Raw genomic sequence first — 18,654 nt, 5'->3', positions numbered from 1 at the left:
TTCTGATCGTTACAAAAAGCCGCAAGTCCGGCCTGGTAACCTATTGGCGAAAAAAAGTGAAATGGCGAAAAAATACTTATTTTAAAAGTTGTCTTCAATGTAGCCTCCAACTTCGGCCTGAAATACGATTAGACGGCCCACGCATTATGGTACATTATGACATTTTCTCCATCTCAGTCTCCTATCCAGGAACAACAGCCCTTTATTAAAATCCCATAGAAACAGCTACCGAAGCCTCAGTTCAACAGAGGCTTAAAACGCAACTCCGTAAACTACGTCGCGTTTAAGCCCTATTTGTTGGACGTAGTTGTTATTTACGCTTCGTCCTGTCCGCAATGAGCTGTTTTATAAATTCTGGAAGTTCAATTTTGTTATGGTCTGCAATAACTTTTAAAGCATCATAATACTTGATTTCGTCGCCGTTCCATTGAAGGTCAAGTCGTCTAACTTGTTCCATGGCGATGTGATTATAATTTTCAGGACTTCCCCAATAGCATTGCATACAAACTGGTGGTATCTTTTCCGTTTTCCAATTGTCGCAATGTTCGCAACTCCATGATTTCGCTCTGTTGCAAGAGCCGCACAATAGCATGAAATGTTCTGGTTCTCGGTCGGTTACGTCTCCACCAACTTCATAAGGAACTCTATGGTCAACTTGTAAATAGCGTTCTTCAAATAGTCCGTTACAAACTTGGCAACGTCCGCCACAAGCTATAAATAACGAATGTTTGAAGTCTTTGGAAAACATAATTCGTCCCGCAACACGATTGGTTTGTAAAGACGCAAGGTCACCAAACTTATAAGCCGCAATTGATTTACCGTCTTTTGATTTTATTTTGAATGTTTCAAGTGGAATTCCTGCTTCTCTAACGTCTCTAGCTGCTCTTGGCGGATGATTGTAACCGTAAGTTTTTTCAAGGTCTTCGGTTGTTATAAAACCATGAGCTAAAATATGATCAATAACTACTTTCGCTCTTTTATTGGTAATTGATTGAACATATTCTAAAAATTCTTTGGGGTAAACTCTCTTTTCTTCTGACATTAGTTTGCAAAAAGTTCTGTTTGATAATTTTGTTTTCCTGTAACTTTCTGCAAGTCAATTTTTGATATTAAGGCTGGCGATAAAAAAACTGCTTCGTATGTTATTTCGCTTCTGTTCAAAAGAGTTGCTTGTGACGAACGTCCTGCGTTGATTTCAATTTTTGTCAAATTGAGGTTGTCAGGCAATGGGCTTCCGTAAGTCTTATCACCTGTCCGCCCATCATAACTTAAAATGTATGGTACGTTATTGTTGTTAAGTTCAAAAAGTGAAACCACGAAGTTGTCAAACTCAATGTTGCCTGCATAATTAAAACCACCATTAACGCCCGTCCCTTGGTAGGGTGGGTCCATGTACACTAAATCGTCTGCGGTTGCAAGGTCGAGTACATTTTGGTAATCAGTTGAATGAAGCTGTATTTTACCTTTCAAAAGTTGCGATACTCTTAAAATGTCATCACGCATTAATGAAGGATTTCTACCTAAACGCCTTTTGTCAGGGCTTTGATTGAAACCACCTTGTGCATTATAGCGAACGGCTGCTTTTACACACTTTGCCAAAAGAAACAATAAGTATTCAGGCTGCTTTGTATCATTAAACTTCTCCCTGATTTGGTAATAATATTCTTCTTCATTACCCAATTGTCCATGCCAAATCTCATGGTAAGACTTCACCATTGATTTGGGATCGTTGATTATCGTATCCCAAAGATTAATCAATGGTTGGTTGATGTCGTTGATGATAAAATGGTTAGCCTTAAAATAATAAGCCGAAGCAATGGTTATAGCCGCAGAACCTGCAAAAGGTTCAATCAAATTGTCAAAATGGTTAGGAAACATCTGTAAAATTTGGTCAGCCAAATTCCGTTTACTTCCTTGATATGGTATGGGATGCGGTAGCTTCATAATTTTTGTCAAAATGTTAGGTTCAAATATAGCAATTTTTGTTGGTCTGCTTGTATCTGCACATTGGTCGGTACAATTACGGCTTACTCCCTAATATGCGAAAATTTTGCGGACGCGCGGTCGTACTTTTTGTATTCAAATATACAATTATGTAAAAAATATAAAATTACCGAGTTGAGCTGCACCCGCAATTAGCCCCGCCTGCTGTCCGATCATGATTGACACTTTTATATCCTTTCCGGCGTCTAAGTCAAATTTCAAAAACCCAAATCCTCACCCCAAACCCACATAACTTTTCACCAACCCAAGATACTCCCGCACAGCAGCCAAATGCAAATCACGAATTTCGCCATCGCTAGATTGTCCGGCGCTGATGGCGTGCACCTTCGCTCGGATGTTGGCTCTCATGCATTTGTAATAGATGAATAATTCCTGATCTGCCGCTGTTCGGATGCACGGAAAATGATCTAAATATTCAGCCTTAAAAATATCGGAAAGCTCCGCATGCCCAAAGGCTTCGAGATCCATGCAGAGAAAGGCAATTTCACTGGCGGTGTCGATCTGGCGGAAATCATTATTAAATTCGATGCAATCAAAAATGACGGGCTTTTTGTACAGAAAGATGTTGCCGCTGTGCAGATCACCATGTAAATCCCGCTTAAATCCCTGCCTGATACGTTGCTCAAAAAGCGATTTGTTTGTACTCAAAAAGTGATCACTCCATTGGATGGCCAGTGAGATGATATTTTCAAAATCTTCTCCAAGGTTCTCTTTTACAAAAGTGCTGATGTTTTTTATATCGTTGAAAGTGCCCCGGGCCTCATCCGGATCGAAATGCGAGGAAATGACCTTTGCATGGGAATGAAAATCCGCTACCTGTTTTGCCAGGGCCAGTGTGGAGGCTTTGGACACTTTGCCATTTTTTAGCAGTTTATCCATTCTTTTGGAAGGCATCATCCGCCGCATCACAACGGCATAATCAACAATCTTCCCGGTTCCTTCCCCGATCAACCACACATCTTTAGGATGACGGATTGGTAATACAGCCAGGTAAATGTCTGAAAAACGCTGATTAAGACGAAGTTCTGTTTCACAGTATTTTTTTCTTTTGGAAAGGGTAGAAAAATCTAAAAATGACAGTTTTACAGGTTTTTTAACTTTAAAGGCCCGTTTTTTGTTTAAAATAACCCAGGAAATATGGGTTTCTTCCAGCGTTCCGTCAAGAGGCTGATCTTCAAAAATGCCTGTCCGGCAAAGTGTATGGATATCCAGGTCATTCATAAGCATCGGTCAGATATTCGATTGCCAGGTTTAACATGCTATCGATGTTGTCGTTTTCGGATTGTAGTTTCAGGTAAGGCATGTCTAACTTTTCAAATTGATTTTTGATCTGGAGATATACCGGATAATCTGCTTCACTATCGGGCCTTACGCTGCTCAATCGTTTTTTTGTTATGGCCTCGGTAGCCATTATCAGTATAAAAAAGACGGGTATTTGTCTTTGTTTTCCAAGTTCTGTAAAAATGTCACGCATGGTATGATGGTGAAAAGTGGCATCGACCACGACAGGCTTACCATCCGCCAAGTTTTGGTCTGCGATTTTTGCCATGGCCTGGTACACCGTCATTTTATCGTTGAAGGTGTACCGTCCCAAAGCATTCATCTCTTTTCTTGTTTGGTCGCTACTGATATGAGGCGCATGTAGTTTTGCTGCTAACCTGTTAGCAAAAAAGCTTTTGCCCGATCCTGGCAATCCACAGACGATAATGATCATAATGTGCAGTCAGATTAGTTATATTTCACAATCAGAAAGTTACTGATTTTCTTCACTATTACTCAAAATAACAAACTGCGCAGGTTCCAGTTTTAGTTTGATAAAATGACGGTTTCCTTCCTCATTACGCAGTACGCTGATATGCCCTGACTGGCCATAGACAAACCTGAATTTACTGCCTTCCGGGTTTAACATGGGATCTACCAGTATGTATTCTTCGTCCTGGTCGGTCAGTGAGCTGTTGTAGGCGACAATAATCTCCTGGTCATAAAGTACTCTTGAAAAGGCCAGCAGGCACTTTTTAAATATGGGTAAATGGAAATTTTTTCCGTCGTCGGAAAGTTCGCGCATGTACATTCTTCCAAATTTCAAAACCGGGTTAAGTTTTCGGAAAGCTGCGATAAAGGCGATTTCTTTGTAAATCCGCGCTGACTTGTTCAATGCATTCAATGTAGGATCTTCCAGGCTGAACATCACTTCCCTGATATTGAAATCGCCATCGCCGGATCCGTCAAAACCCTGCTCGGTACCGTAATAGATGCAGGGCGTCCCTACGGCGCATAGCAAAAAGCCAATACCGGCAATGATCTGGTTTTCAGTGGCTCCATTGCCAAACCGTTTTTTGAGAACCTGCCCCACCTGATCATGATTGTCGATAAACGTGACCAGGAACTCCCCAAACCCACCACGGTTCATCGCGTTTTTACGGAGTGATTCGTACCTGCTGATGAGCTTGTCAGGGGTAGAAACACCGTGAATGACGTCGGCAAGGATGTGGTATAAAGGAAAATCCAGCACGGAATTCAATCCGAAATAAATGGCTTTGTCTTCCACCACAACCGACGTTTTTGGGCCGATATACGCGTTGTACATTTCTTCCGGCCCGACAAGCTCCCCGAATAAAAAGAAATTGTGTTTGCCAAGTTTATAGGCATATTCCCTTACATGCGAACAAAACTGGCTGACGTAATCATCGCCCATGTGTTTTACTGCGTCGATCCGAAATCCGTCAATATCCGCTTCCCTGATCCAGTAGCAATGTATTTTGGTGAGCATTTGCTGCACATACAAGGCTTCGGGTGAAGTGTCATTTTTGAAGCTTTTCAACGTCGAGAAGTCACCTTCGCGTGTTTCAGGATAGCTGTCAAAGTTGCGGATCTGGCCTTTTCTCCAATAAAGTTCGGGATTTCTAAGCTCGACAGGTATCGGCGTTTGATCATTACGCCAACCTCCAAACGGAAATATGGCGCCCTGATTATAATAGTAATTGTCGTCATTGGGATAAAACCAGTTGTCTCCGCTGTGATGAAGTACGACGTCCAGAAACACCTTGATGTCCAAAGCGTGTGCTGCATCAACCAGATCAGCCAGGTCCTGTTTTGTGCCAAAACGCGCATCGATGTTCAGGAAATTCTGAATCGCATAGCCATGATACGAAGAAGGATTGTTTTCAAATACCGGACTCAGCCAAAGGGCGGTACAACCCAGCTCATTGATATAATCCAGATGATTGGTAATACCTTTCAAGGTGCCGCCGCATATTTTTTGCAACTGTTCGCTGTTTCCGAAACCACTTTGCCGGGCCTCGTTTGCAACCGGCTTTCGATCCAGATCATCATGAAACCTGTCAACCATTAAAAAGTAAATAAATTCTTCCCTCCATTCCCTGCCAGCGTTTTTCCAGTAGGTTTTACCTGGTTTTGGAGAAAGGTTTATGTCATTGATGGAAGTAATCTGAGATTCCGGGAGCATTCTGAGTGGTTTTTAAATGGCTTGACTTCGCCTGGCGGTATGGGCTCTAATTGAAGTGCCCACCGAAATTCGCAATCGTAAAGCTTGAATTATTTGTCTGTCCTTTTTTATATATCAACATAAATTTGTTACATATATCACAGGTTTTTGCTAAACAACCATTGACGAAATTCTGAGCAATGTCACCTTCGTGGATGCGTGGTGTCACGTTTTGTCAGCGATCATGACGCTAATTTTAGGCATTATCTAAATTGGCTGCATAGAAAATCTCAACATTATGAAAAAGATATTAATCATCGCATTGATTGGTTTGTATGGATGCAGTCCTGCCATTCGGGCATATTACAATTACGACAAGGAGGATCCTATTCAGAAATATAAAACTTTCAACTGGGCGGCTGGAAAACAAACAGAGGCGAACATCAACCCGTTGTATTATAATGAATTGACAGATGGAAGAATTAAGCGTGCAGCAAATGATTTATTGCAGGTAAAGGGATATCTGCTCACGGATCAGGATTCGGATCTATCGGTGCGTTACCATATTGAAATGGAAGAACGCTCCGTATTTTGGCCGGATCCGGATGGTTATATGTATGGGGATTATTTTATGCGGCCCAGATCGGATGTATTTACCTATCGTCAGGGAACCCTGAGCATTGATTTCGTGAATACAAAAAACAGAAACCTGGTCTGGCGTGGCTGGGCTGTCGCAGCGATGGAGGTGGTCAATTATGACAAAACCGACACCGAAGTCCTGATCAGATCTGCGGTTACTAAAATTCTTCAAAATTTGCCGGAAGCTGAGAGAGACTCTGTTCCGGCTGTTACTTTTCGATGAAAATTTTACCGCGTTTGCGATTATAAAATTTGACTCCTTCATACCAGACCGTAAACACAAATCCTACACTGATACTGATCAGCAATTGGCTCAAATTCACAGTCTCAAGGCTGAAAAACCGGTTAACGCCTGGTATCACAAAGATGAGTGCCGAGAATAAAATCGTGATGCCAATGATCATCGGGACCAGATTGTTTTTATAGCGTAAAGTGGTGAAAATGGAGTGGGAAAACGACCGGTTTACCAGCGTTAAAAAAATATTTGCAGACAACAACCCAATAAAAACCATCGATCTGGTAAGCGCTTCATCATAGGATTGCATCACTGCATACTGATAGAGCATCAGCATACCTGCTGTGATTACCAAGCCTTGCAAAATGCTGACTGACAGCTCTTTTAAACTAAAAAATGTTGATGTAAAAGGCCTTGGTTTTTGTAATAGCAAATCCTTTTCCATCGGCTCGTTTTCATAGATAATCGAGCAGGTCGGTCCCATGATCAGCTCGAAAAATATAATATGCACCGGGGTGAAAATATTCGGATAGATCCAGCCCAGTGCCAATGGAATGAAAACGGTCAGGATAATAGGGATGTGGATGGAAATAATGTAGCGGATTGCGTTTTTAAGACTGATGTATATTTTGCGGCCCATCGCCACAGCATCCACCATCCTGGCCAGATCATCATCTACCAAAATAAGTGAAGAGGCCTGTTTAGCAATTTCCGTACCTTTTTTGCCCATCGCAATCCCGATGTGCGCGGCCTTCAATGCCGGGCCGTCGTTAACCCCGTCGCCGGTCATCGCTACAATCTGTCCCTGTGCTTTAAGCGCATTGACAACTTTTAATTTTGCTTCCGGGAACATTCTGGCGAAAATGCCGGTCTGCATCACTTTCTGCTGCAAGGTTTGTTCGTCCATCGCAACCAGTTCGTCGCCCAGCAAAACGTTTTCAGCTCCTTTGAATCCTATTTGCCTGGCGATGTTTTGCGTAGTAGCCGCATTGTCGCCCGTAATAATCTTTACCTGAATACCTGCTTTATAAAACGATTCAAAAACCGACCTGATATTTGCTTTCGGCGGATCATAAAAAGCAACCAGACCTATGAAATGAAACGAAAGCTGCTGTTGTTTTGCAGGGAATGGGTCACCTGCAAATGTACTTTGACCAACCCCTAATATCCGGTAACCTTTGGCGGCAAGTTCATTGATTGCATGGAGTATGTCGGTCTTCTGACTTTCGGATAATCCGGAAAGTGCCATAATCGCTTCCGGAGCGCCTTTTGCCGCAATGATGCGTTCACCCTTTGCATTTTCAAACACATGTGTCATCATGGGCGGCTTTCCTTCGAGCGGATATTCATGAACCAGCTTAAATTCTGGCCTCTTATCGGCTGCTGTCCGTTTCCCATATGTCTCATGCAGTGCAATTTCCATCGGGTCGAAGGGCTCCGGTTCGCTGGACCACATCGCCATTGCTAACAGTTTTTGACCTTCTTCGTTTAATGTTTTGTCCGGTGGTTGAATAGCGTTTGTCGCCTGCACATAAACACTGGCCAGCTCCATTTTATTTTCTGTGATCGTCCCGGTTTTGTCCGTGCAAATTACCGTGGCGCTGCCAAGCGTTTCAATGGTTTGGGTTCGTTTGACAATGATGCCCATTTTCATCAGCCGCCATGCTCCCAAAGCCATAAACGTAGTAAAAGCCACCGGGATTTCTTCCGGTAAAATACTCATCGCAAGCGTTAAGGCTTTTAGAAGACTGTCTAAAAGCTGTTGCGTGCGGATGTAATTGATCCCCCAAACGATAAGAAAAACAACGCCGCCGATGACCGCCATTTTCTTGACAAAATTGGTGATCTGTATCTGGAGTGGGGTAGGTTCCTGCTCTATCGATTCAAGGCTTATGCCAATTTTGCCCAGTTTTGTTTTGTCTCCAATTGCATTGATTTCTGCAATCGCCCTGCCACTTGTTACGAGTGTTCCCTGGAAAACTTCGCTTGCGGCTTCATTTTTGGCAACAGCCAGCGATTCCCCCGTCAGAATGGATTCGTTCACGGAAAAATCGTGCGCTTCCAGAATCGAAGCGTCCGCCGGAATTTTATTTCCTTCCTCCAATATCAGGTAATCGCCAATCACAATTTCTTCCCTGAGCATGTCAACTTCTACACCATTCCGGATGACTTTACATTTGGGCTGTGTAAGTGTTTTTAACTCGGCAAGCGCATTCCGGCTTTTGGTATCCTGGTAAATGGAAATAGCAGAAATGACGATGATGGCACCAAGCATAAACAGACCTTCTCCCTGTGAGCCCGTCAGAAAATAAATGGCGGCGGCAACGATCAGCAAGATCAGCATCGGTTCTTTTACCAAACCCAGTACCGCAGCCAAAAAGCCGTTTTTACTTTTGTCTTCTACCTTGTTCTCGCCGTGAGTGTTTCGGGATTGGATTACCTGGTTGTTGGTGAGGCCTTGGTGGAGGTTGGTTTTGGCGGTGGGCATAGGAGGATAGGTAAAGCAAAATTAGACTTGTGAACTGTAACTGATTCCGTAAAAATTTATTGCTGTTCCCATAGCCAGTCGCATTTCATCGGAAGGGACTATAACACAGCAGTAATGATGAAACGGAGCTATTTATTTCGCAGCAGAAAAAATCATTTCTTTCAATATTTGCATATCAATATCTGCTAGTTTATTGATATAAAGACAGCCAGCGCCGGTTTTATGTTTGCCCAATTTACTCAACGCATCCGCGTGTCGCTGTAAGTCAATTAAGTGCAATGATAAATTGGCTTTACGCGGGGAAAAACCAATTTTGAACCAATCAACTTCTCTCCCGGTAGCAGGACTTTTATACCTTACATCTCCGAAACCGATCATAGAATTACCCCACATTTTAGGTTTTTCGTCCATGGCTTTCTCCATCAATTCAAGGATAACAAAACTGTCTTTTCGTTTAAGCTCATCAGCAATACTATTAAGGTAATCTTCTACGCTTGAAAAGGTAGGTTTGGTTTTAATTACCGCTAGTTTTCCCATGTTCTACGTTTGCTTATTAAAGGTTGCACCTGACAGATTTTTTCCTTAAAGACTCAATAACGCTGACCCAATGTTAGCGGTTTGTGGTTTTCAATTTGTATTTTTCAGGTTTGGTTGCAGTTCGTTGAATTATTTGCCTTGCTTCTAAATCAAGTTTTACTGTTTCTCCATACCACTGAACCCCACCTTCAAAATTTTCTTTTACTCTTGAAAATAGCTCTTCCATAAGTTGTGTATGTGTTAGTTCCGATTCGGTCAAAATCGAAAGTATATTTTCCCTGATGAAAGTGTACTTGTCCAGTGAGATTTTTTTATTGGTCTTGCCTGCTTGCGGATGTAACGTTTGAATTAATTCTGCTTTCATAAGCAATTGTGGTTCCTGGCTTAAAACCTTATGGTTATAAATTTTGTCCGAAAGTTAGCAAATTGTTGACTGGGTCAAACAATGATCACTAATGCAATCTTAACCATTGTTTTGGGTTTTAAATTTTCTTGCAGCACCCCATTCAAATAAAGAGGTAAACATAAATTGTAAAAAGGGCAATAGTTTAGCATCCCAACCTACCCTATAGCTAAATCCCGGCTTCTTTGAACGAAGGATTTTTAAAGCAATATCTGCCACAGGTTCGGGTGATGGCGCATTGTTGATTGAATCGGAGAAACTCTTTAACGCATTTTTTCGCGTGCCGTCATAATCGCTTATAGTTGATTCTGCAAATTCAAATGCCTGGTTAAGGTTGGTTTTGAAAAAGCCGGGTTCAATGACTGATACATGGATATCAAACGTTTTTAGCTCAAATCTCAATGATTTATAAAAACCTTCCAAAGCATGCTTGGAAGCCGAATAGTAACTTTGAAAGGGCACACCAATAAGTCCTGCTAATGACCCAATGGTAATAATTTTACCATTCCTTTGTTGGCGCATAACTGGCAAAAAGGCTTTCGTAACGTCGACACATCCCCAAAAGTTTGTTTGGAACTGTTTGTCAGCTAATTCCCGGCTTGTCTCTTCTGCACTGCCGCAAACGCCAATTCCAGCGTTATTTATCAAGACATCAATAGTTGCAGATTTTGATAAAAAAGCAGTAACACAGTTCTCAATAGATAATCTGGAAGTTACATCCAATTCCAAAAGTTTGAACTTTACCTTGTGCTGATATTGGTCAGGATTACGGCTTGTTCCATAAACCTTATAGCCATTGGCATGAAGCTTATTTGCAATTGTCAAACCAATTCCTGACGTGGCTCCTGTGATTAACACTGTTTGCATGGTTTTTTGAGATTACAAATGTTTTGGGAATTACTGTCAGGCGGGAATTTATATCGTCCAGTGCTGAAATTAGCTCTGTGAAATTACGGATAATGAAGATAGGAATAAAAGCGAATGTACTTTGTGGAATTTTGTCGAAACATTCTGCCTTTCTTTTTGTGAAAGAAAATAAAGCGTGATATTTCCACCGCCTATTCGTTGTTCAGTTTGTATCGGATCACCGTCACGCCACATTCATAAGGAGTGGCGCTGATTAGAGAAAGTTTCTGCCGCTTGTCCAGCAGGTCAAAAATCCTCATTCCTTTATTGATCATCACCGGGTTGACAAAGAGAAAAAACTCATCAATGTGACCACCGGCAATCAGCGAAGAAACAAAACCTGCGCCTCCGTAAACCAAAATATCTTTTCCATCCTGATTTTTTAGTTTCGCGATCTCTTTTGCCAGATTTCCTTTTGCCAGCGAGGTGTTTTTACCAAATGGTTTGTCCAGTGTCCTGGTGAAAATAACTTTCGGAATGTTTACCATTTTCTGTGCGAAGGTAATTTTAGGGCTGTCGGACTCAAATTCTTCAAAATGAGGGATAAAGGCCTCTGCCATTTTTCTGCCAAGCAGAAGTGTATCCGAACTATCCGGTAATTCATTGATGAGCTGCCAAAGTTTTTCATCTGACGCCCTCACGACCCAGTCTTCTTCACCATTTGGCCCTGCAACATATCCGTCAACCGATATTTGTATTTGTAATTTTAGTTTTCGCATGGTCGTTTTGTTTTTACAAAATTAACTTTTGCGGTTTTATTGGTGGCTTTCGTAGCTGTGTCTGTTGTGTTTTGCGTAATGTGAATTATTTTGTCAGGCAGCGGGAAGATAAATATCAAATGTTGCTCCTTCGTTTAATTCGCTTGTTGCAGTGATGATGCCGTTGTGATTTTCGACAATCTTTTTTACGATGGCAAGCCCGATGCCTGTGCCTGCATATACCTCTTTGCTGTGAAGTTTTTGGAACACTTCAAAAATGCGTTCGCTGAAATGGGGTTCGAAGCCGATGCCGTTGTCTTTGATAGTGATATGGCAATATTTTTTTTCGGGTGAAAGCTTTTCGTTATTTAATTTACTGCCTTTTATAATTCTGCTTTTTATTAGTATGTGTGATGGTATGTCGGGATATGAAAATTTGAGTGCATTGCTTATGAGGTTGTGCATGAGCTGGCGGAACTGAAATGGGATGATGTTGGCAAGGCAGAGTTCGGTGGCTTCGATGGTTGCGTGTTTTGCCTGAATGGTATCCTTTAGTTCGATTTTTACTTCTTCTATAATTATATTGAGGTCGGTGTTTTCAAATTTTCTTTCGGTGGTGTTGATGCGTGAGAAGGCAAGTAAATCTTCGATGAGTTGTTGCATTCTTCCGGCTGCTGATTGTATTCTCTGGAAATTATATTTGCCTTTGTCTGATAGATTTTCATTTTCATTTTCGAGGATCACCGAGACGAAGGTTTGTATTTTGCGCAGCGGCTCCTGCAAATCGTGACTTGATACATAAGTGAATGCCTCAAGCTCTTTGTTAGCAATGATCAGCTCTGCTGCCCGTTTTTCTTTCTCATCGTTTTGATAGGCAAGTTCTTTGTTAGCAATGCCTAACTCAGCTGCCCGTTTTTCTTTCTCATTGTTTTGAAAGGCAAGTTCTTCGTTAGCAATGATCAGCTCAGCTGCCCTTTTTTCTTTCTCAGCTGCCCGTTTTTCTTTCTCATTGTTTTGAAAGGCAAGTTCTTTGTTGGCAATGCTTAACTCAGCTGCCCGTTTTTCTTTCTCATCGTTTTGATAGGCAAGTTCTATGTTAGCAATTTTTAATTCTGCCGCCCTTTTTTCTTTCTCATTGTTTTGATAAGCAAGTTCTTCGTTAGCAATAATTAATTCAGCTGCCCGTTTTTCTTTCACTTGGTTTTGAAAGGCTAATTCTTTATTGGCAATGACTAACTCTTCTGCCCGTTTTTCTTTCTSATCGTTTTGAAAAGCAAGTTCTTTGTTAGCAATACTCAACTCAGCCGCCCGTTTTTCTTTCTCTTTGTTTTGGAAAGCAAGTTCTTTGTTAGCAATACTTAACTCTTCTGCCCTTTTTTCTTTCTCTTTGTTTTGAAAGGCAAGTTCTTTGTTAGCAATACTTAACTCAGCTGCCCGTTTTTCTTTTTCWTCGTTTTGATAGGCAAGCTCTWTGTTCGCAATATTTAACTCCGCTGCCCGTTTTTCTTTCTCTTCATTTTGAAAGGCAAGTTCTTYGTTGGCAATAACTAACTCTGCTGCCCGYTTTTCTTTCWCTTGGTTTTGAAAGGCTAATTCTTTATTGGCAATGACTAACTCTTCTGCCCGTTTTTCTTTCTSWTCGTTTTGAAAAGCAAGTTCTTTGWTAGCCATGCTYAACTCTTCTGCCCGTTTTTCTTTCTCTTTGTTTTGAAAGGCAAGTTCTTTGTTAGCAATGAATAACTCCGCTGCCCGTTTTTCTTTCTCTTCGTCTTGAAAGGCAAGYTCTTTGTTAGCAATGCCTAACTCTGCYGCCCGTTTTCCTTTCTCTTCGTCTTGAAAGGCAAGTTCTTTGKTGGCAATGCCTAACTCAGCWGCCCGTTTTCCTTTCTCTTCGTCTTGAAAAGCAAGYTCTTTGTTGGCAATGCCTAACTCCGCTGCCCGTTTTTCTTTCTCTTCGTCTTGAAAGGCRAGTTCTTTGTTGGCAATGCCTAACTCCGCTGCCCGTTTTCCTTTCTCTTCGTCTTGAAAAACAAGTTCTTTGTTGGCGATGCCTAACTCTTCTGCCCGTTTTCCTTTCTCTTCTTTTTGAAAGGCAAGTTCTTTGTGAGCAATGCCTAACTCTGCTGCCAGTTTTTCTTTCTCTTCTTTTTGAAAGGCAAGTTCTTTGTGAGCAATAATCAACTCCTCAGATTTTTTTTTATCTATATTCTGTCTCATCAGAGTTGTTTTGTTTTAATGTTGTCCAAAGGGCTCCTTCCAAGAGGTATAACTTGTGTTTTAAAAACGTTGTAAATACTTCTTCAGTGTAATTCCTTTTTTTAATGATTCATTAGATAATCAAACTGTTTTACCCTGTGAGCACAAAATTTTCTCTGGTCGGTTGTGAAATATTTTCTTGTGCTATAAGTGTAAGCGCTTGTTGAATTACTTTTTTGAGTTGTGAAAATTCAGCGGGCTTGCGGATGAAATATTGCGCCCCGTTTTTGTAAAGCAGGTTCACAACTTCTTGTTCAAGGGAAGTGGAGTATATGATTACAGGAAGCTGTTTCAGTTTTTTGTTTAGCTTTATTTCTAATAAACATTCTCTTCCGTTTTTGCGGGGCATATTGAGGTCGAGGAAAAGGACATGAGGAAGTTCGTTTGTTTCTTTTGTGAGTAGCTGCATGAGTTGTTCTCCGTCATGCACAGTTGTAAGGTGCGTGGATAGTGGCAATTTCTCTAATGCTTCTTTAAAAAAGATGCGATCGTCAGTATCGTCATCTGCAAGGAGCAGGTTGAGATGTTTTGAACTCATTCTGTTAATGTAGGAAGATTAGTTGTCAATTGCAATTTAAATAAATAGCACGAATGTTCAATCGAAGTGTGGGCGTTGGCGTAAAATAAATTGTGAAGCACACCAAATTTAAAAATAAAAAGAGTTGTGCTTCTTTTTTATTTTACAGAAGGGATAGCCAAAACGGCTTTGCCGAAAAGTTCGGAGCGGTTTCGTTTTGATAACGCACAAAAGTTTGTTCGGAGCGATTCGCATTGCCTATAGCGTTTTGGGGCTTGGCGATGGTGGAGAATTAGAAGCACAAATATCCAGTTTAGCATAAATGTTTATTGGAATTCCGAATGTTCAATTTAGCACGGAAGGCCCACTATTGCAAAACCCCGGTTATAGGCAGTTTTTTGTTTCGTCAATTTTCTGTTTTATTCTTTTTACACTTTATGAGATAAAAAGGATAGTTTTCTGTTACTTCTATAATTTCAAACAGTCCGGATTTTCCAAATTCTTCCTTAATTGTTTCCCTGTCATAAAAGAACATTCTTACACCACCAAACATTTCAAATCTGTCTTTACTTACGCAGGTTCCTTGTCCGTAAGTTTGGGCTTCCTTTGTTATTGCAGTAAAAATCATATATCCATTTTCAGTCAGCTGATTAAAACAGTCTTGGATTAGTTTCACTCTTTCATCTTTGTCCAACAAGTGAATTAATGCGTAACAAAATATCCCGTCATACAATTTGTTATCAAAAGGCATTTCAGTTACAGAACCGTGGTAAATTGTCAAGTGGTTTCTAAAATGTTTTTGAGCTAAATCAATGGCAGTTCGGGAAATTTCAATTCCTGTTACCGTCATTTCATTGTCTGAAAAAATTTGTGCATTTCGTCCATAACCAATGCCTGGAATAAGTACATTTTTCACTTTATTCTCAACAAAAAAGTCCTTTGTCAATATGGTAGATTTTGAAGGTTCAAAACCCCACATTTCCTGTTTATCTTTAAAGGCTTCTTCCCAAAATTCTGTCATTGTTGTATGTATTTAATTTGTTAGTGTCGTTCTAAAAATGCCCATAACGGTTTAGGGTATTTGCGAAGGCAGGGAATTTGAAAACCTTCAGCCGAAATGCCGATAGCAGTACAAATGTTCAACTACTTCCGTCAGCCGTGCTTTTGCAAATACCACGTTAGCGGTTCGTTGTTCTTTTTTCGTCACTTACGTATTCCAAAATATCACCTGGCTGGCAGTCTAAGGCTTTGCAAATTGCATCTAAGGTGCTAAAGCGGATTGCCCTTGCCTTCCCTGTCTTTAAGATAGAAAGGTTAGATAATGTCAAATCAACTCTTTCAGAAAGTTCATTCAGAGAAATTTTACGTTTTGCCATCATCACATCTAAGTTTACAATGATTGGCATAGCTAAACAGTTAAATCGTTTTCGTTTTGGATTTCAACTCCCTTTTTAAAAATAGTCGCAATAACATAGATTACAGCCGCCATCAAGATAAATGCCTGACTGTCTGCCCAAAACTGGTTTAGGTTGTCAATAGCATAACCATGGTGTTGTAAATTTTTGGCTGTTTGTCGGGCTGTATAACTTAATATACCTATGGAAAAAGTGCAGTAAGATATTTTTGTTATCTGTTCTGAAACGAAGCTGTTGAATGGTTTTGATAAATCTATTTTGTACATAAGCATGACAACTATATAAAATAAGTATGCTTTCAAAAGTACGACGACCAGGATAAAACTATACATTCCGAAGAAAGCCCATTTGCTACGATGATACATTTCACTTAAGTCCAACTTTTGATACAGGTTTTGGACAAATTCAGGTTTGTAAATACTAAATACAAAATTGACTATCAAACCACCGGCTTCTATGCACAAGCCAACGAAGATGACCCACGCAACAACATGTAAGCCTTTAAATACGAAGTTGTTTCCTTTTGACATAATTCTTAAAAGTTTAAATTATGTCGAAAATATAATAAATAATTATTGATAAACAATAAAAATGCAGTGTAATTCAAAAAATAATTTTTTTTAAGTAGTAATTCAATGCCGGCTTAAAATCCAATAATTTGGACTGTGCTAACTTGCGAGTTCAGCGGGAGATAGATGAGTTTGTCGGACTGTCAGTTTTAGTTGTGTCGTCTGCTAGAACGTTCAGGTATTGAGGAAGGCTGGGAGATAGAATTCCGTCCAGCCCGCCTAACCGATGATGAAAATAGAAATAAAAGTTGATGATTTGCAATTCGCTGAAACTTGCTTGTCCTGCCCGAACAACTTACCAAAACTGCTGAAACATGGCCTCCGTCTGCCTAGCTTTTGCCAATACTTTTGTTGTGTGCCGTTTTTGGGCTCGGTGGTTATACTAATGAAGTACCGCCATCAATGATAAGTGTTTGTCCTGTACAGTATTGTTGTTCTAATAAATATACAAATGTCTTGGCTATATCTTCAGCTTCCCCAACTCGTTTTACGGGCAAGGCGTTTCCAATATTTGTGTACATCGTTTCTCTGTCGCTTTCCGACATCCCGCCCCAAAGCTCCGTTTTTACTACTCCTGGTGAAACAATATTTACTCTTATTGGCGCTAATTCCACTGCCATTGCTCTTGCAAAACCTTCCATAGCAGCACAGATACTTGCACCCAATGCCCATCCTTTGCTGGGTCTGTTACTGGCAATGCCGCTTGTTAATACAATTGAGCCTGTGATATTGATAAATGGCGTAGCATATTTTACGGCTGTAAAAGCTCCCCAATAACGAATATTAAAATAGTTACGTGCCATTTCCAATGGTGTATCTGCTACATTACCAAGAATGAGATTTTCACCTGCTGTAAAAATCAAATGGTCGAATGCTCCAATTCGTTCAAAAAGATTTCTGACTTGCATTTCATTCGTTACATCAACGGCATAGCCAATACTTTCGGTTGGCAATTCTTGTAAAGCTTTGTCAATACGTTGTTGATTACTCGAGACAATGATGACGAGTCCACCTTTTAAAGCAACTGATTTTGCTGTAGCTAAACCAATACCCGAACTGCCACCAATAATTACTACTTTTTTGGCTTTTAAACTTTCCATTTTTCTATTTTTTATTGCTCTTGAAAATATTTTTCGTTGAACAAAAGTAGAAAGTCAGTTATGAAAAGGATTTACCAAATGGTAAAAAGTGAACTAAGGCTTATTCTTTTTTATTCTGCTTAGTGATTGTTTTGTGATGCCAAGATAAGATGCAATATCAGTTTGTGAAACCCTTAACGCTATATTGGATTGTTGCACAATAAATTTTTGATAGCGTGTAGTTGCGTCTTCGCCGATATAAGAGTTTCGTAATGTAATTTTGTTTAGCAAAGCTTGTTTGGTAATGTTATCCAACAGGTTCTTGAAATAAGGTAAAGTGTTATACAAGGCATGTAACCTGTCTTTTTGAAAAACAATTATTTCGGAATCGCAAGCTGCCTGGATACTGTCTGTTGATACTGTGCTTTCGGTAAAACTTTTCAAAATAGTACAAAACTGATTTTCACTTAAAAAGAAATGAATGACTTCGTTTCCCTTATCGCTGATACTCACAATTTTCAAAACGCCTTTGCAGATAAAAAGCAGTTCTTTTGCCAACTTTCCTTCTTGCAATAAAATTTCACCTTCCTTGACTTTTTTGCATTCTATGTTTTGACAAATGGCTTCTTTGTCCTGTAAAGGTATTTTTTGAAAAAGTTCAAGATAGTTAAAGAGTGGCTCAAACATAGTTTCGTCAAATAAAAAATTTTAGCTGGAAGGTAACAAAATTTAAAAAAATCAGTCTGTCATAATGAAAATTTAGCAGGTGCAGGGGGGGCTGATAAATGGCACACAACGTTTTGCAGATTTGCGATGGGTGGGTTTTTTAGCACAAATGTTCATTCGGAGAACGGCACTTCTTTTAACCACAAAACCGCCTGCGGTGCACGAAACCCCGCCTATTGCAAATGTGCTGTTGAACTAAACCTTCTGTAGCTCCCGATCTCTGGGACAATATAGCGTAATAAATCCTTTCTTGAAAGTTCATTAAATCAATCATTTTATGACATTCAGGAAAGGAGATTTTACAACAACAATTAGCAAGGCTAAAGACTTGGTTCCGGGGTTCGGGGAAGCATTCTCAATGTTTGAGGAGCGCGTTGTACTGGACCGGTTGAGCAAGAGTTTGGTGACCAATTATGGTCGAAACGTGGCACATCTTGTATTGCACTTTATGCGGTTACCGCATGAGGTATCCATTGCGGAGGTCAACGGCTACCTGTACCGCAAGTCTGTACACGAGGGGTTTTCGGAGAGCTATTTCAAGCAGACTGTATTCGGAATGAGGTCGCTTCGGCGATCCGATTTGGTATAGACTATTTGGTCAGGATGAGCATGCTATCAAGCTTCCCGTGATTAAAAAGGAAAAGAAATTGCCTGAGGTTTTGTCAAAAGAGGAATGTAAAAAACTTTTCAAAGCACCTCGTACACTGAAACACCGTTTTCTGCTTTCGTTTGCCTAC

18 protein-coding genes are annotated in these 18,654 nt (G+C 40.4%); 1 reads left to right on the top strand and 17 read right to left on the bottom strand.

The window, feature by feature from the left end; translation table 11 throughout:
• Nucleotides 1-310 precede the first annotated feature (310 nt).
• The 5 genes from FDK13_RS34520 to FDK13_RS34500 form a co-directional block, all read right to left on the bottom strand.
• The gene (locus tag FDK13_RS34520) at nt 311-1,042 is read right to left on the bottom strand and encodes an HNH endonuclease (protein ID WP_137344569.1); all 732 of its coding nucleotides are present in this window, start codon (nt 1,040-1,042) and stop codon (nt 311-313) included.
• Entirely contained in the window at nt 1,042-1,944 is a 903-nt protein-coding gene (locus FDK13_RS34515) for a DNA adenine methylase (RefSeq protein ID WP_137344568.1), read from the bottom strand. Before FDK13_RS34515 ends, FDK13_RS34520 begins: the two co-directional genes overlap by 1 nt.
• A 273-nt stretch (nt 1,945-2,217) precedes the next feature.
• A complete protein-coding gene (locus tag FDK13_RS34510; protein ID WP_137344567.1) occupies nt 2,218-3,225 on the bottom strand; it encodes a hypothetical protein in 1,008 nt (335 codons plus the stop codon).
• Nucleotides 3,218-3,718 (bottom strand): P-loop nucleotide/nucleoside kinase family protein, encoded by a 501-nt coding sequence (locus FDK13_RS34505; protein ID WP_137344566.1) that lies wholly within the window; start codon nt 3,716-3,718, stop codon nt 3,218-3,220. Before FDK13_RS34505 ends, FDK13_RS34510 begins: the two co-directional genes overlap by 8 nt.
• Before the next feature lie 39 nt (nt 3,719-3,757).
• Nucleotides 3,758-5,470 (bottom strand): alpha-amylase family glycosyl hydrolase, encoded by a 1,713-nt coding sequence (locus FDK13_RS34500; protein WP_137344565.1) that lies wholly within the window; start codon nt 5,468-5,470, stop codon nt 3,758-3,760.
• A gap of 277 nt (nt 5,471-5,747) precedes the next feature.
• Here FDK13_RS34500 and FDK13_RS34495 point away from each other — a divergent pair, with 277 nt between their 5' ends.
• A complete protein-coding gene (locus FDK13_RS34495; RefSeq protein WP_137344564.1) occupies nt 5,748-6,311 on the top strand; it encodes a DUF4136 domain-containing protein in 564 nt (187 codons plus the stop codon).
• Here the strand turns inward: FDK13_RS34495 and FDK13_RS34490 are convergent.
• The 12 genes from FDK13_RS34490 to FDK13_RS34430 all read right to left on the bottom strand — a co-directional run bounded on the left by FDK13_RS34490 (nt 6,298) and on the right by FDK13_RS34430 (nt 17,878).
• Nucleotides 6,298-8,811 (bottom strand): cation-translocating P-type ATPase, encoded by a 2,514-nt coding sequence (locus tag FDK13_RS34490; RefSeq protein ID WP_137344563.1) that lies wholly within the window; start codon nt 8,809-8,811, stop codon nt 6,298-6,300. The two genes, FDK13_RS34495 and FDK13_RS34490, sit on opposite strands and share 14 nt — an antisense overlap.
• 132 nt (nt 8,812-8,943) lie before the next feature.
• The gene (locus FDK13_RS34485; protein ID WP_137344562.1) at nt 8,944-9,348 is read right to left on the bottom strand and encodes a DUF1801 domain-containing protein; all 405 of its coding nucleotides are present in this window, start codon (nt 9,346-9,348) and stop codon (nt 8,944-8,946) included.
• A 73-nt stretch (nt 9,349-9,421) separates the two neighbouring features.
• A complete protein-coding gene (locus FDK13_RS34480) occupies nt 9,422-9,712 on the bottom strand; it encodes a DUF6958 family protein (protein WP_137344561.1) in 291 nt (96 codons plus the stop codon).
• Nucleotides 9,713-9,811: 99 nt separating this feature from the next.
• Nucleotides 9,812-10,618, bottom strand: a complete 807-nt coding sequence (locus tag FDK13_RS34475) for an SDR family oxidoreductase (RefSeq protein WP_137344560.1) — start codon at nt 10,616-10,618, stop codon at nt 9,812-9,814.
• 191 nt (nt 10,619-10,809) lie between these two features.
• Complete coding sequence (locus FDK13_RS34470) at nt 10,810-11,376, bottom strand: dihydrofolate reductase family protein (protein WP_137344559.1); 567 nt, start codon at nt 11,374-11,376, stop codon at nt 10,810-10,812.
• A 93-nt stretch (nt 11,377-11,469) separates the two neighbouring features.
• A complete protein-coding gene (locus FDK13_RS36345) occupies nt 11,470-13,572 on the bottom strand; it encodes an ATP-binding protein (protein WP_229216338.1) in 2,103 nt (700 codons plus the stop codon).
• Between the two features lie 130 nt (nt 13,573-13,702).
• Entirely contained in the window at nt 13,703-14,149 is a 447-nt protein-coding gene (locus tag FDK13_RS34455; RefSeq protein ID WP_137344558.1) for a response regulator, read from the bottom strand.
• A 385-nt stretch (nt 14,150-14,534) separates the two neighbouring features.
• Nucleotides 14,535-15,149: a class I SAM-dependent methyltransferase gene (locus FDK13_RS34450; RefSeq protein WP_137344557.1), complete on the bottom strand. Its 615-nt coding sequence runs from the start codon at nt 15,147-15,149 to the stop codon at nt 14,535-14,537.
• A 157-nt stretch (nt 15,150-15,306) separates the two neighbouring features.
• Nucleotides 15,307-15,534, bottom strand: a complete 228-nt coding sequence (locus tag FDK13_RS34445; protein WP_137344556.1) for a helix-turn-helix domain-containing protein — start codon at nt 15,532-15,534, stop codon at nt 15,307-15,309.
• A gap of 2 nt (nt 15,535-15,536) precedes the next feature.
• Complete coding sequence (locus FDK13_RS34440) at nt 15,537-16,073, bottom strand: DUF2975 domain-containing protein (protein ID WP_137344555.1); 537 nt, start codon at nt 16,071-16,073, stop codon at nt 15,537-15,539.
• 416 nt (nt 16,074-16,489) lie between these two features.
• Nucleotides 16,490-17,212: an SDR family oxidoreductase gene (locus tag FDK13_RS34435; RefSeq protein ID WP_137344554.1), complete on the bottom strand. Its 723-nt coding sequence runs from the start codon at nt 17,210-17,212 to the stop codon at nt 16,490-16,492.
• Nucleotides 17,213-17,305: 93 nt separating this feature from the next.
• Nucleotides 17,306-17,878: a Crp/Fnr family transcriptional regulator gene (locus FDK13_RS34430; RefSeq protein ID WP_137344553.1), complete on the bottom strand. Its 573-nt coding sequence runs from the start codon at nt 17,876-17,878 to the stop codon at nt 17,306-17,308.
• Between the last annotated feature and the right edge of the window lie 776 nt (nt 17,879-18,654).

Origin of the sequence: Dyadobacter frigoris, assembly GCF_005280585.1 — a bacterium.
Classification (GTDB): domain Bacteria; phylum Bacteroidota; class Bacteroidia; order Cytophagales; family Spirosomataceae; genus Dyadobacter; species Dyadobacter frigoris.
This window is presented reverse-complemented; position numbering and strand designations above follow the sequence as displayed.

What these genes read in the sequence shown, in the direction of transcription:
- FDK13_RS34435 (WP_137344554.1), bottom strand. Translation starts at nt 17,212, where the DNA reads ATGGAAAGTTTAAAAGCCAAAAAAGTAGTAATTATTGGTGGCAGTTCG.
- FDK13_RS34500 (WP_137344565.1), bottom strand. Translation starts at nt 5,470, where the DNA reads ATGCTCCCGGAATCTCAGATTACTTCCATCAATGACATAAACCTTTCT.
- FDK13_RS34490 (WP_137344563.1), bottom strand. Translation starts at nt 8,811, where the DNA reads ATGCCCACCGCCAAAACCAACCTCCACCAAGGCCTCACCAACAACCAG.
- FDK13_RS34475 (WP_137344560.1), bottom strand. Translation starts at nt 10,618, where the DNA reads ATGCAAACAGTGTTAATCACAGGAGCCACGTCAGGAATTGGTTTGACA.
- FDK13_RS34430 (WP_137344553.1), bottom strand. Translation starts at nt 17,878, where the DNA reads ATGTTTGAGCCACTCTTTAACTATCTTGAACTTTTTCAAAAAATACCT.
- FDK13_RS34445 (WP_137344556.1), bottom strand. Translation starts at nt 15,534, where the DNA reads ATGCCAATCATTGTAAACTTAGATGTGATGATGGCAAAACGTAAAATT.
- FDK13_RS34480 (WP_137344561.1), bottom strand. Translation starts at nt 9,712, where the DNA reads ATGAAAGCAGAATTAATTCAAACGTTACATCCGCAAGCAGGCAAGACC.
- FDK13_RS34450 (WP_137344557.1), bottom strand. Translation starts at nt 15,149, where the DNA reads ATGACAGAATTTTGGGAAGAAGCCTTTAAAGATAAACAGGAAATGTGG.
- FDK13_RS34510 (WP_137344567.1), bottom strand. Translation starts at nt 3,225, where the DNA reads ATGAATGACCTGGATATCCATACACTTTGCCGGACAGGCATTTTTGAA.
- FDK13_RS34495 (WP_137344564.1), top strand. Translation starts at nt 5,748, where the DNA reads ATGAAAAAGATATTAATCATCGCATTGATTGGTTTGTATGGATGCAGT.
- FDK13_RS34515 (WP_137344568.1), bottom strand. Translation starts at nt 1,944, where the DNA reads ATGAAGCTACCGCATCCCATACCATATCAAGGAAGTAAACGGAATTTG.
- FDK13_RS34455 (WP_137344558.1), bottom strand. Translation starts at nt 14,149, where the DNA reads ATGAGTTCAAAACATCTCAACCTGCTCCTTGCAGATGACGATACTGAC.
- FDK13_RS34520 (WP_137344569.1), bottom strand. Translation starts at nt 1,042, where the DNA reads ATGTCAGAAGAAAAGAGAGTTTACCCCAAAGAATTTTTAGAATATGTT.
- FDK13_RS34470 (WP_137344559.1), bottom strand. Translation starts at nt 11,376, where the DNA reads ATGCGAAAACTAAAATTACAAATACAAATATCGGTTGACGGATATGTT.
- FDK13_RS34485 (WP_137344562.1), bottom strand. Translation starts at nt 9,348, where the DNA reads ATGGGAAAACTAGCGGTAATTAAAACCAAACCTACCTTTTCAAGCGTA.
- FDK13_RS34505 (WP_137344566.1), bottom strand. Translation starts at nt 3,718, where the DNA reads ATGATCATTATCGTCTGTGGATTGCCAGGATCGGGCAAAAGCTTTTTT.
- FDK13_RS34440 (WP_137344555.1), bottom strand. Translation starts at nt 16,073, where the DNA reads ATGTCAAAAGGAAACAACTTCGTATTTAAAGGCTTACATGTTGTTGCG.